Below are 13020 nucleotides of genomic sequence, written 5' to 3'. Positions count from 1 at the left end.
AAAGGAAACTTGCAAGTTCAATGTGGAGAATGTGACATCGTTTTAATTGTAACCATGTTCACACAGAAATAGAACACGGTTACCTTTCAACTTACAAAAACATTCACACACCATACCAAATTTCTTATCGAGACAGTCACCATACCAGTTTCTCTTTATCATGACTGTCATCATAACTTTCTTCTTAAAAATTTTGTGACTGTCTCTTTAACTTACTAATTATGCCTGTCTCAAAAAGCTTTTTAACATGCCTGTCTCAAAAACTTTGCCCAAAAACTGTGCCTAGTACAACGCGCCTGTTTCCTTTACTAAAGAAATTGAGTTATCCATCTTTATGGCGGTTCTGATAAAGTACGCTGTAATAAATAATAATGACGAGAACGCGCTATGCACGTACATATATTAGGTATCTGCGGCAGCTTTATGGGCGGTATTGCTGCTATTGCAAAGTCACTGGGCCACAAGGTGACAGGCTCAGATACTAATGTTTATCCACCTATGAGTACGCAACTAGAAGCTCTAGGAATAGAATTAACCCAAGGGTTTGATGAAAGTCAGTTTGCGCCAATCCCCGACATTGTAATTATTGGAAATGCGCTCTCCCGCGGTAACCCAGCGGTAGAGTATGTATTAAACCGTAACTTACCCTACACCAGCGGCCCCCAGTGGCTGCTTGATAATTTATTAAAAGACAGATGGGTTATCGGTCTATCTGGCACCCACGGCAAAACTACCACCAGCAGCATGGTTGCTTGGATTTTAGAATATACTGGGCTGAAACCTGGATACCTTATTGGTGGCGTACCGGAAAACTTCGGCGTGTCTGCGCGTATTGGCGAGGGGCCCTTCTTTGTTATCGAAGCTGATGAATACGACAGTGCCTTTTTTGATAAGCGCTCTAAATTTGTGCATTACCGCCCAAAAACTCTGGTTATTAACAACCTTGAGTTTGACCATGCAGATATTTTTCCTAACCTAGCTGCCATACAAACACAGTTCCATCACTTGGTGAGAATGGTGCCGGAAAATGGCTTAATACTGAGTCCTTCAAACATCCCCGCTATTGAAGACACCTTACAGCAAGGCTGTTGGACACCTCGTCAATGTCTGGGTAAACAGTGGGATAGCGAACTCGTTAACAAAGATGGAAGCGTGTTTGATGTTATTCATAACGGTGTTGTAGCAGGCCGAGTTTCGTGGTCGCTTCTGGGCAAACACAATGTCGACAATGCCCTAATGGCTATTGCTGCTGCGCATCATGCAGGCGTAACCCTAAATGATGCTATTGAAGCGCTTGCTCACTTTAAAAATGTGAAGCGCCGTATGGAAGTAAAAGGTGTGGTTAATGATATTACGGTTTACGACGATTTTGCGCATCACCCCACAGCGATAGCCACAACCCTTGAGGGGCTTCGCAATAAAGTAGGTAATCAGCGCATTTTGGCCGTATTAGAGCCTCGCTCTAATACTATGAAAATGGGCATTCATAAAGATACGTTGGCAAACTCATGGCAGCAAGCCGACCATGTTTTTCTATACGAACCCAAAGCAATGGGCTGGTCGCTAACCGATGCTGCTACACAAAGTGTAGTTCCCTCACAGTGTTTTAATGAGGTAGAACAGATCGTTCAATCTCTTATCACCGTAGCACAGCCAGGCGATCATATTCTGGTGATGAGTAATGGTGGCTTTGAAGGTATTCATGAGCGTCTACTTCATGCGCTTAATAAAAAATCATAACAGGGCAAAAACATGAAACATGACAAGCAAGTCACACTTGCTATTACCGGCGCTTCGGGTGCCCCATATGCATTAACACTTTTACAGTCTTTGGTAAAAGCTGATTATCAGGTTTATGTGCTGATTTCATCGGCGGCCAAAGTAGTGTTTGCCACCGAAGAAAATGTCAAAATTCCCTCACGCCCGGAAGATGCTGCAGCTTTTTTTACTGAGCACTGTGGCGGTAAACCAGACCAAATTAAAGTATTTGGCAAAGAAGAGTGGTTTTCGCCTGTTGCGTCAGGCTCTGCTGCTCCAGCTAAAATGGTGGTATGCCCCTGTTCTACGGGTACGCTTTCAGCCATATCCATAGGCGCTAGTGACAACCTTATAGAACGGGCCGCTGATGTAGTGTTAAAAGAACGTGGACAACTTATTCTAGTTCCTCGGGAAATGCCGCTATCCTCTATTCATCTAGAAAATATGTTAAAACTGTCACAAATGGGTGCCACAATAATGCCAGCAGCGCCGGGTTTTTATCACAACCCGAAAACCATTGATGACTTGGTGGATTTTGTTGTGGCGCGCATATTAGATCATTTAGGTATAGAACAATCATTGGTGGCTCGCTGGGGCTACCAATCATCAAAACATTCAGAGGAATAACTATGTTTGCATTAGCAAATAGGACTTGCGCAGTGGCATTAAGTGCACTGTTAACAATGTGTGTGGCCACGCCGGCATTTGGGTGGGGACAAACTGGCCACCGTGTAACGGGTGCTATTGCAGAGCAATATTTAAGCCCCCTTTCTCATGCTGCACTTATGGAGTTACTGCCTAATGGCTCGTTAGCCGAAGCGTCTACCCACGCCGATGAAATGCGCTCTAATCCCAGTGAGTTTTGGCAGAAAACCGCTAACCCTTGGCACTATGTCACGGTACCTGAAGGAAAAACCTATGTGGAAGTCGGTGCACCATCTCAGGGAGACGCATTTAGCGCGTTAGCCGAGTTTACAAAAACCTTGAAAAGCGACACTGCCAGCAACGATGAAAAGCGTTTAGCGCTGAGATTCATCGTTCATATAATTGGTGATTTACATCAGCCACTTCATGCTGGTAATGGTACAGATCGCGGTGGAAACGATGTGAAAGTTCGCTTCTTCTGGCAAGACTCTAATTTGCATAGAGTGTGGGATTCGCAAATGTTAGATCAGCGCGCCCTGTCTTATACCGAGTGGACCACGTGGTTAACTGAAAAAATTACCGCTGAGGATATTCGCAATTGGGCTTCAACCGACCCCTATGTATGGATAGAAGAAAGCGCAAGCATTCGCGACACCATATACCCTGATGACGCTAACAAAATGAGCTACGACTACCTCTATAATCATTTGCCAACAGTAAAACGCCGCTTACAAATGGCTGGAATACGTATGGCCATGTATCTTAATGAAGTGTTTGAGAGCAGCAAATAAATAGCACAAAAAAGACCCTATTTAGCACGCTTAAATAGGGTCTTTTTCTTTGTAGTCGTAATAGTCGCGGCGCTCTGCACTCATCGATTGTCTTATCGAACTAAATGAAACGAACTAAATGAATCAAGGCCACCGAACCAATAGCGCTTGTGCGTGTTGACCTAGTCTAAATCTAGCGGTTCTGGCGACAGAATAACCCCTGTACTATCTGCATAGAGATGATCTTCTGGCAAAAAGGTAACGCCGCCAAAATTAACCGGAATATCTACATCACCAATGCTTTCTGAGTCTGCGTTTACCGGAATAGCAGCCACCGCTAATACACCTATATCCAGCTCGGCTAGGCTATCTATCTCTCGCACACTGCCGTAACACACCACACCTTCCCAATCGTTATCGATAGCAATTTGTGCAGAAGTTGCATCAAACAGAGCCCTGCGCGTAGAGCCACCGCCATCGATGAGCAGTACTTTTCCACCACCAGGTTGAGCAAGCACGCGGTCGACTAAGCCTCTATCTTCAAAACACTTAATCGTTGTAATTTCACCGCCAAAGGAATATCGCCCACCAAAGCTCGCAAAAATAGGATCTACCACATCCACGCTGTCTGCAAACAAGTCGCATAATTCTGAAGTGTTGTATTCCATGGCCCTGCCTTAGGTTAGTTTGTTTAATTGAGTATTCGGATGAATATTCATATGGTGCTCTATCTCTCTAGCATAGCACTAATTTTAGCGTTGAAAATGCTTGTTTTAGTCGGTTTGATTAAATTCTTTTCGCTCATTATTTGCATTTCACTGTACGCAAACTGAAAGACCAGTAACAAATTGATTAAAGCTCTACCCGGAACCGCTTCTAAACCAAAATGAGCACGCATATTGCTTTACATATATCGCCTTAATGTGAGCAGCTACCCTTTAAAAGTGGTCAGGTGATACGAAAAACATCTCAAGCCTACCAGTCTCACATTGTAAGAAATGTTTCTTCTTTCTGTCACCCATCAGTCACAGAAGCCCTTTAACGTGTTCGATAAGCAACCAATAGAGGACAGGGTCTAACCCATGAAATCCTTGACTAAATACGATACAGACTTATTTTACCGGCTATATAGACTGACTCAAAAAAGAGACTGTCGCGCTATTGTATGGCTATCTAAAACCGGCGATGGTTATTTATATCTTGTTATTGGTGCGTTGCTGTGGGCATTTGAGCCCCAACACGGTGAGATATTTTTGTACACCGCGCTAATGGCATACGCCCTAGAGCTTCCTATTTATGTATTGCTGAAAAAAACCTTTAAGCGCCCTCGCCCCTGCGATTTCTTAACCAACTTTAGTGCACATATTACGCCCTCAGACAAATTCTCTCTTCCTTCTGGGCACACTGCGGCAGCGTGGCTCATGGCCAGTATCGTTGCGCATTTTTATCCGTCATTTTCTGTACTGGTTTACAGTTGGGCTGCGCTTATTGGTTTATCGAGAGTGCTCCTCGGTGTGCATTATCCATCAGATGTTGTTGCAGGAGCCTTGCTTGGTGTTGCGATAGCATTCTTAAGCACGACAATATTAATGGTATGGACCCTCTCCTCCCATAAAGGCTTCAAATGAGCCAAGATAGAGTTATTCAAATCACTATCAAGAAGAAGAGGGTCACATGAATAAGATAACAATAGGTCTTGATATCGCCAAGTCTGTTTTTCATTTAGTTTTTATGAATCAATCAGGCAGAGTGCTCAGAAAGAAGAAGTTAAGGCGTCACCAGATGTTGTCCTATTTTAGTCATCTGGAGCCAAGCATTGTAGTGATGGAAGCCTGTGGAAGTTGCCATTACTGGTGCAGGGAATTGACGAAAGCCGGGCATGAAGTCAAAGCGATAGCACCGCAATACGTTGTAGCATACCGAAAAGGCAATAAACATGATTACAATGATGCAGAGGCGATAGCCGAGGCTTCACAACGCGAAGGGATGCGATTTGTGCCGTTTAAGTCTCAGGAACAACAAGATGTCCAGCTTATGCATCGGATTAGAGAGCGTATGATAGCGCAGCAAACGGCGTTGAGTAATCAGATAAGAGGCTTGTTGAGCGAATACGGTATTGTGTATGCACGGGGTGTAGCGGCTTTGGTGAAAGAACTGCCTTTTACCCTGGAAGAGGCTGACAATGGATTGAGTATGCTAGCTCGCCGACAGTTTCAAGGCTTACTCAATGATTTGCGGGAACTGCGGGAGCGCATAAAAGAAATGGACAAGGAGTTGAAAGCGTTCTCACAAAGCCAGCCTGTATGCGAGCGTTTAATGAGCATGACAGGAATCGGGCCATTGATTGCTACCGCGTTATATGCAGGCATTGGACAAGGCCAGGCTTTTAATAGCGGCCGACATTTAGCCGCTTGGTTAGGTGTAGTGCCCAAACAACATACAACGGGAGATAACCCGAGGTTGTTAGGTATTAGCAAGCGAGGGAACACGTATTTACGCACCCAGATGATTAACGGAGCCAGAGCCGCCTTGCGCCATATTGGAGATAAAACCGATAACGTGAGTCAGTGGTGTCGGGCATGTTTAGCCCGCATGAGCTTTAACAAGGCGTGCGTCGCACTGGCTAACAAAATGGTAAGAATGGCCTGGGCTATGCTGCATTACCAACAGGATTATCAGCCGGGACTGATAAATAAAGCAGCGGCTTAGCCGATGAAACCCAAACCAAAGTTAAGTAAATAATCTAAAACAGGAAGCCTATCAACATATTGCAAAAAGACAATGTACTGATGATTAACGGTTCATAACCATCTTGTTCAAATCAGTTTATACCAATGGCCTTCGAGGCCGCCGGATTGATGAGACAACAAGGTGCGAACAACCATCAAGGCTAGAAGTCAAATGACTTCATGAAAAAGCCGAATATATGGCAGCAATGAATCACGTTAATAAGTCAACACGGTGTCTTGCAATCGGAGAGGGTCCATATATGGTATAATATGAAACTACTTTATGGTGTGCAGGGCACCGGCAATGGCCATATTGCCCGAGCGCGGATCATGGCTGCAGCATTTGCACAGCGAAACGACATAGATGTCGATTTTGTCTTTTCGGGTAGAGCACCCGAGCGCTATTTCGATATGGAAGTTTTTGGTAACTACCAAACGCTAACGGGTTTAAGTTTTATCTACAAAGACGGCAAAGTCAGAAAATGGGATACGGTTAAGCAAGCCAACATCCGTCAGTTTATCGGTGATGTTAAACGCTTCAACACCAGTCAATATGATTTGCTGATCAACGACTTCGAACCTGTCACTGCATGGGCCGCCAAACGCCAGGGCTTGCCTTCGATATCAATAAGTCACCAGGCAGCATTTGCTTATAATGTACCCAAAAGCGGTAACTCGATGTTCGACACCGCACTAATGGCAACATTTGCACCAACAAAACACAAAATTGGTGTACATTGGTATCATTTCAACCAGCCCATCATTCCGCCTTTCGTTGTTGATAAGGCGATATCGCACAGCAAATCTAATCATATTCTGGTTTATCTGCCTTTTGAAAACATCGATGATATTAGAGATATGCTAGAGCCACTGGCCGACCAAACCTTTGTTTGTTTTCACCCTGATATTGAACAAGCCAGCACTGAAGGGCATATACAGTGGAATCCCACATCAAAAGTCCACTTTCATAGAGCGTTGCAAAGCTGTGGAGGTGTTGTAGCCAACGGCGGGTTTGAGTTATCAAGCGAAGCGTTGCAGTTAGGTAAAAAGCTATTGATAAAGCCTCTTCATGGGCAGTTCGAACAACTATCCAATGTATTTATGCTTGATAGCCTCAAATTGTGCCAGCCATTATTTCAGCTAGACACCGACGTACTTGAAGAATGGTTATCCTCGCCTGAAAATGAGCCTATAACCTTTCCAGATAACGCCAATTTGCTTATAGACTGGATAAAGCAAGGTAACTATTCAGACACCAAAACCCTGTGTGAAACCCTATGGAAACACGTCCAATACGGAGATAAAACGCGAGAACGTTTATTGTCTCTTGCAATTTAATACCGCAATGCGATGATAGCGGCATTTATCGTATTCATTGCGGGATTTTCTGTGCTTAATAAGTTGGCTGTTTTTCTGCTTACCCTTACTGCATTAAGCGGTTGTGGTTATAAAGGAGCGCTGTACATTCCAGACGCCCCAACGCAAAATTCGCCCCCGCCCTCAAGCGCCACCCAAGGCGATTCTGAGCAAGGGCCCAACACAAAAAGTACTGCACCTGCCTCTATATCTGGAGAGACTAACTAGTGGATTACTTTGCCTACAAGCAAGGTCAGCTTTTCGCTGAAGACGTTGCCGTTTCCGACATTGCAGCCGAGCACGGCACACCAGTTTATATTTATTCACGGGCAACACTAGAGCGTCATTGGCATGCATTTAACGATGCTATAGGCGACCACCCACACCTCATTTGCTATGCCGTTAAAGCTAACTCAAACATAGGCGTATTGAGTGTATTGGCAAAACTTGGTTCCGGTTTTGATATTGTTTCTGCTGGCGAACTGGCCAGAGTTATTGAAGCCGGAGGCAGCGCCAACAAGGTTGTCTTTTCAGGCGTAGGCAAGAAGCATGACGAAATACGATATGCACTGCAGCAGGGTATAATGTGCTTTAACGTAGAGTCAGAGCCTGAATTACATCGCATAAACGAAGTGGCCGGTGAGTTAGGCGTTAAAGCTCCTATTTCGCTTCGCATTAATCCCGATGTCGATGCAAAAACTCATCCTTATATCTCTACTGGGCTGAAGGCAAACAAATTTGGTATTGCACGAGAAAATGCACTAGCCACCTACGAATTAGCGGCCTCATTGCCCAACCTGAATGTAGTAGGCATGGACTGTCACATAGGCTCTCAGCTAACTGAAATTGGCCCATTTGTTGATGCACTAGAGCGCCTACTTGTGCTCATAGACGAGCTTGCCGAGCGCAATATTATTATCGAACATCTCGATGTGGGCGGTGGTTTAGGCGTTACTTATAACGATGAAGAACCTCCTCACCCCAGAGCGTATGCTGTAGCCATGGCCGAAAAAATGGTAGGCCGCGAGTCGTTAAAACTCATTCTCGAGCCAGGTCGTGCCATTGCTGCGAATGCAGGCATATTGGTTACTGAAGTTGAGTTTATCAAACAAGGCGAAGAAAAAAGTTTCGCCATTGTAGACGCTGCGATGAACGATTTACTTCGCCCTGCGTTGTATTCAGCATGGCAAAACATTATTCCCGTACAAGAGCACAGCGACGCCGAACCCAACACATATGATGTCGTTGGCCCGGTGTGCGAAACCGGTGACTTTATCGGTAAAGATAGAACGCTTGCCATAAAACCTACCGATTTACTGGCAGTTCGCAGTGCGGGCGCCTATGGTTTTGTTATGGCCTCAAACTACAATAGTCGCTGTCGCCCAGCCGAGATTATGGCCGATGGTGAAACGGCTATTGTTGTACGCGAGCGAGAAATTCAAAAAGATCTCTGGAAAGGTGAGCACAAACTTCCGTAAACTAGAGACAAATATAAGATTAAGACGCACCGTTAATGCAGGTTCAATTTTCTAAAATGCACGGTTTGGGCAACGATTTCATGGTTATTGATAACGTTACCCAAAATGTATTTTTCTCAAAAGATAAAATAAAACAGCTGGCCGACCGGAACTTTGGCATTGGTTTCGACCAATTACTGATGGTTGAGCCACCTTATGACCCAGAGCAAGACTTTCACTATCGCATTTTTAATGCCGATGGGTCGGAAGTGGAACAGTGTGGCAACGGCGCTCGCTGTTTCGCACGTTTCGTGAGGCAACACGGGCTCATCAGTCGCAACAAAATTGTAGTAAGCACAAAAGCCGGGAAAATGGTGCTGTATCTTGAGAAAGATGGCCAGGTTACCGTGAATATGGGCAAGCCTATGTTCGAACCCGCCTCTGTGCCCCTTAAGGCCAACAAGCAAGAAAATACCTATATTTTGCGCTTGGGCGATAAAACCTTGTTTATTGGTGCCGCCTCTATGGGCAATCCCCACTGTGTAATGGAAGTGGACGATGTTGATACGGCACTAGTCCACGAGATTGGCCCAGCGGTAGAGAAGCATGAGCGGTTTCCAGAAGGCGTTAATGTTGGCTTTATGCAGGTAATCAACGAATCACACATTAAGCTTCGTGTATTTGAGCGCGGCTCAGGGGAAACTTTGGCCTGTGGCAGCGGCGCATGCGCGGCAGTTGCAATTGGTCAAATACAAGGTAAATTAGGAAAAGATGTGCGGGTAGATTTGCCTGGCGGCAGCTTGCGAATTCGCTGGCCAGGGCCAGATAGCGTGATGAAAATGACAGGGCCTGCTGAACACGTATACGACGGACAAATAACAATATGAGCGAATTACTCGGGCAATCTAACGCCACTCAAATTATTGAGCCCTTTAACGACACCTCGGCGCTCACTCCAGCGCAGGTGCGCGATTACTTGTTAGAAAACCCCGAGCTTTTCGTGCAATATCCAGAACTCCTTGAAAAGATAAAGTTTCCACACGAGCAGAAAGGCAGCGTGTCGTTAGTTGAAATTCAGGGTGAGCAACTGAGAAAAAAAGTGCGTCAGCTTAACCTCAAGCTCAACCAATTGGTGTCTATCGCCAAACAAAACGAGAAAATATACCGCGTTTACACAGACCTAAACGTTCAACTTCTGCGCTGCGAAAGCGTTGCCGAGGTTCAGTTTACTCTTGAGGATGTCTTGCAAGAGCGTTTGCAGCTATCTTCAGCGGTCATCAAAAGCTTTAAAGGCCCCCATGCGATCCCCGAATTACAACAGCGATTGTTTACCGAAAAGCGGTTTAAACAGTCTAACTTCTTTTTCGGACGTCTTTCGCAGCACGAGCGTCAATTGTTGTTTGGAGAAAGTAGCGCAGAGTCAGTGGCTCTGATGATTCTTGGTGATAACCGCGACCTTGGCATTTTAGGAATAAGCAGCAGCGACGCCAGTCATTTCACGCCTGATATGGACACGCTATTACTTCAGCAGCTACAGCAGGTACTCAACATTATCTTACCCGACATGATGGGGTACTAATTTCTGTGTCTCACGACGCATCGCAAAACTCTTCTCAAAACCTAATCAGTGACGCATGCCAACACTGGCTTGATAAATTTTTATTGCATTTGCAGGTAGAGCGCGGACTCTCTGGCCATACGGTTAAAAATTACAGCCGCCAGCTAACCGAAGTAGCCAAACTATTGAATCTACACGAATGGTCTGGGCTAACGCCTAGCGACATAAAACGTGTGATGGCCGATGGAAAAATGTCGGGGCACAGCGCGCGAAGTATTGCGCTTCGCCTCTCAGCACTGCGCACATTTTGCCATTACCTTATTGAGCATCAGCAGCTTTTCAGCAACCCATTAGAAGGTATCCAAGCACCCAAGCAAGGCAAGCCTTTACCTAAACAACTTAGTGTGGATGAAATGCAGCAGTTGCTCGGCGCACAAACAGGCAGTGAAGATGACGAGGGCATGCAACTGCGCGACAACGCCATGTTTGAGTTAATGTACGGCTGTGGATTGCGGTTGAATGAGTTGACAGGGCTTGACCTTGCCGACTGCCTAAAAGACGGTACGATTAGGGTAACGGGCAAAGGCAGTAAGCAGAGAATACTCCCACTTGGTAGACACGCACAAAAAGCACTTAATGCCTGGTTAAAGGCTAGGCCAGCCTATGCATCTCCTTATGAAAGTGCCGTGTTCGTAAGCAAACGCAAAACCCGGATATCAAATCGGCAGGTTGCTAACAGACTGGATAAAATGGCACAAACCCAATCAATTTCGCAGAAAGTCAGCCCTCACAAACTGCGCCATTCCTTTGCTACCCACGTACTAGAATCAAGCGGCGACTTACGAGCCGTTCAAGAGTTGCTAGGGCACGCAAATTTGTCTACTACACAAGTTTACACGCATCTCGACTTTCAGCATCTTGCGAATGTTTACGACGCTGCCCACCCCCGTGCACATAAAAGTAAAAACGACAAATAGACACACAATATTAAGGCTAGCTAGTTTATGCAGTTTTTTAAACCCGTTAACAAGGTGAAGGCCATGACCTTCGATCTTGACGATACGCTTTACGATAATGAACCGGTTATAAGACAGGCTGAGGCCGCGTTAGCTGCTCACTTAGCCGAGCACCACCCTCATGCGGCCACGCTTTCACCCCGTAACTGGTATGATTTAAAATGTGCCGCAATTAAACTAGACCCTCGCTTGGGATCTGACATGGGGCAACTGCGCAAAGTTATACTTACTGCAGCGCTGTCAGGCAAAAACTCAAGTACACTTTGCGTTGAAATAGCTAACGATGACAGTCACAACAGTCAGCTCAAGCAGGAAGTAGAAGCCTGTTTTAACTGTTTTTATGATGCGCGAAGCAATTTGACGCTAGCGCCAGATGTGCACCACATTCTTCAACACCTAAGCACACGCATGCCGCTTATTGGCATAACCAATGGCAATGTTGATGCGGATAAAATAGGGATTACGCCCTATTTTGACACTATCTTGCACGCAAGCCTGACACGCCCTATGAAGCCGGCAGTAGGCATGTTTAACGAGGCAGCAGCACTGTTAGAACTACCAGCTAGCCATATTTTACATGTGGGAGATAATCTTGTTAAGGATGTGTTGGGCGCAGTGAACGCAAACTTCCAAGCCGCTTGGTTCGCCTGCAATCGGCCCATGGATTTACACAATGAGCCGGTGTCGGTACTGCCTCACGTTGCGCTAAGCAGTTTATCTGACCTCGCTTATTTCTGTGAATAACAAACAGCCACGCTAATGGGCTAATGCCAGATCAGCATAAGATAGGTGTTAAGCGTTATCCTCTTTAGGTGTTGTCTTCTTTAGACGTTGTCCTCTTTAAGCATTGTCTTCTAGCACATTTTGCTGCATAGACTCGCAGGGGTTTTGGCAAATGGGCCGACCTACTACTTTTGCCGGTACACCTACTACGGTAACGTGGGGCGGAACGTTATTTAGCACCACACTGCCGGCGCCTACTTTAGAGCCCTCGCCAATTTCAATATTACCCAGTATTTTTGCACCAGCGCCCACTAGCACACCCTGTCGAATTTTAGGGTGGCGGTCGCCAGACTCGTTACCCGTACCGCCTAGTGTCACGCTTTGAAGAAGTGACACATTGTCTTCTATCACGGCTGTTTCACCTACAACAATGCCGGTGGCGTGGTCGAACATAACGCCTTTACCAATTTGTGCAGCCGGATGGATGTCTACGCTGAAGCTTGCCGAGTTACGGCTTTGAAGGAAAAGCGCTAGCTGGTGACGATTATTCATCCACAAATAATGTGCCATTCGGTGAACCTGCACCGCGTGAAAGCCTTTAAAATGGAGCAATGGCGTAAGATAGTCATCAACAGCAGCGTCGCGAGCTTTTATCGCTAAAATATCTGCCATTGCTGCCTCGCTAATGCCAGGCTCTAACAAATAAGCCTCGTCAAACACCTCACGAATAGCTAATGCAGGCATAACATCGTCGGCCATTTTGTTAGATAAAATAAAACTTAAGCACGACTCAAAGTTATGGTGAGCCAATACACTGGCGTGAACATAGCTCGATAACAAGGGTTCGTTATCAGCGACTACTTTTGCTTCTTGTTTCAAGGTTGACCAAAAATCGATGGGCATAGAAAGAGAAGTCATGGCATTTCCTGTTGGTGTATATCGCAGACGTCATAAACGATTGTCTTTGCCTAAAAGCGCAAAACGTTTGAAGAACCGAGTGTAGGACTC

Annotated in this window: 14 protein-coding genes; 12 read left to right on the top strand and 2 right to left on the bottom strand. The window is 45.6% G+C overall.

All coding sequences use genetic code 11. The features are described 5' to 3' along the window. Positions 1-387: 387 nt before the first annotated feature. From mpl to CW735_RS01060, 3 genes are read left to right on the top strand one after another with little or no spacing between them, the layout of a single operon-like run. On the top strand, positions 388-1740 hold the full coding sequence (gene mpl / locus CW735_RS01070) for a UDP-N-acetylmuramate:L-alanyl-gamma-D-glutamyl-meso-diaminopimelate ligase (protein ID WP_100970738.1): 1353 nt from the start codon (positions 388-390) through the stop codon (positions 1738-1740). Positions 1741-1752: 12 nt separating this feature from the next. After that, a complete protein-coding gene (locus tag CW735_RS01065) occupies positions 1753-2385 on the top strand; it encodes a flavin prenyltransferase UbiX (protein ID WP_071978295.1) in 633 nt (210 codons plus the stop codon). Positions 2386-2387: 2 nt separating this feature from the next. After that, positions 2388-3194 (top strand): S1/P1 nuclease, encoded by an 807-nt coding sequence (locus tag CW735_RS01060; RefSeq protein ID WP_100970737.1) that lies wholly within the window; start codon positions 2388-2390, stop codon positions 3192-3194. Between the two features lie 161 nt (positions 3195-3355). On the opposite strand, the gene rraA is transcribed toward CW735_RS01060, so the two are convergent. Continuing rightward, positions 3356-3841 (bottom strand): ribonuclease E activity regulator RraA, encoded by a 486-nt coding sequence (gene rraA / locus CW735_RS01055; RefSeq protein WP_071978294.1) that lies wholly within the window; start codon positions 3839-3841, stop codon positions 3356-3358. Positions 3842-4255: 414 nt separating this feature from the next. On the opposite strand from rraA, the gene CW735_RS01050 reads away from it, so the two are divergent. The 9 genes from CW735_RS01050 (at position 4256) to CW735_RS01010 (ending at position 12033) form a co-directional block, all read left to right on the top strand. Then, positions 4256-4801 carry a phosphatase PAP2 family protein gene (locus CW735_RS01050; protein ID WP_100970736.1) on the top strand — a complete coding sequence of 182 codons (546 nt, stop codon included), beginning with the start codon at positions 4256-4258 and terminating at the stop codon, positions 4799-4801. A 46-nt stretch (positions 4802-4847) separates the two neighbouring features. Beyond that, complete coding sequence (locus tag CW735_RS01045; protein ID WP_100970735.1) at positions 4848-5882, top strand: IS110 family transposase; 1035 nt, start codon at positions 4848-4850, stop codon at positions 5880-5882. A gap of 290 nt (positions 5883-6172) precedes the next feature. Further along, on the top strand, positions 6173-7240 hold the full coding sequence (locus CW735_RS01040; RefSeq protein ID WP_100970734.1) for an MJ1255/VC2487 family glycosyltransferase: 1068 nt from the start codon (positions 6173-6175) through the stop codon (positions 7238-7240). Positions 7241-7291: 51 nt separating this feature from the next. After that, on the top strand, positions 7292-7486 hold the full coding sequence (gene lptM, locus CW735_RS01035; RefSeq protein ID WP_232368341.1) for an LPS translocon maturation chaperone LptM: 195 nt from the start codon (positions 7292-7294) through the stop codon (positions 7484-7486). Beyond that, on the top strand, positions 7486-8736 hold the full coding sequence (gene lysA / locus CW735_RS01030) for a diaminopimelate decarboxylase (RefSeq protein ID WP_100970732.1): 1251 nt from the start codon (positions 7486-7488) through the stop codon (positions 8734-8736). The genes lptM and lysA overlap by 1 nt, the downstream gene beginning before the upstream one ends. A 35-nt stretch (positions 8737-8771) precedes the next feature. Continuing rightward, the gene (gene dapF, locus CW735_RS01025) at positions 8772-9602 is read left to right on the top strand and encodes a diaminopimelate epimerase (protein ID WP_071978289.1); all 831 of its coding nucleotides are present in this window, start codon (positions 8772-8774) and stop codon (positions 9600-9602) included. Further along, the gene (locus CW735_RS01020; RefSeq protein WP_071978288.1) at positions 9599-10294 is read left to right on the top strand and encodes a DUF484 family protein; all 696 of its coding nucleotides are present in this window, start codon (positions 9599-9601) and stop codon (positions 10292-10294) included. Before dapF ends, CW735_RS01020 begins: the two co-directional genes overlap by 4 nt. Before the next feature lie 5 nt (positions 10295-10299). Beyond that, positions 10300-11250, top strand: a complete 951-nt coding sequence (gene xerC / locus CW735_RS01015) for a tyrosine recombinase XerC (RefSeq protein ID WP_269748030.1) — start codon at positions 10300-10302, stop codon at positions 11248-11250. A gap of 27 nt (positions 11251-11277) precedes the next feature. Continuing rightward, positions 11278-12033 (top strand): HAD-IA family hydrolase, encoded by a 756-nt coding sequence (locus CW735_RS01010; protein ID WP_100970731.1) that lies wholly within the window; start codon positions 11278-11280, stop codon positions 12031-12033. 96 nt (positions 12034-12129) lie between these two features. On the opposite strand, the gene cysE is transcribed toward CW735_RS01010, so the two are convergent. Next, complete coding sequence (cysE, locus tag CW735_RS01005; protein ID WP_198520987.1) at positions 12130-12930, bottom strand: serine O-acetyltransferase; 801 nt, start codon at positions 12928-12930, stop codon at positions 12130-12132. Between the last annotated feature and the right edge of the window lie 90 nt (positions 12931-13020).

This window comes from Alteromonas sp. MB-3u-76, assembly GCF_002831605.1.
In the GTDB taxonomy this organism is placed as follows: Bacteria; Pseudomonadota; Gammaproteobacteria; order Enterobacterales; family Alteromonadaceae; genus Alteromonas; species Alteromonas hispanica.
The sequence above is the reverse complement of the archived record's forward strand: the minus strand, read 5'-3'. Positions and strand labels throughout refer to the sequence as shown.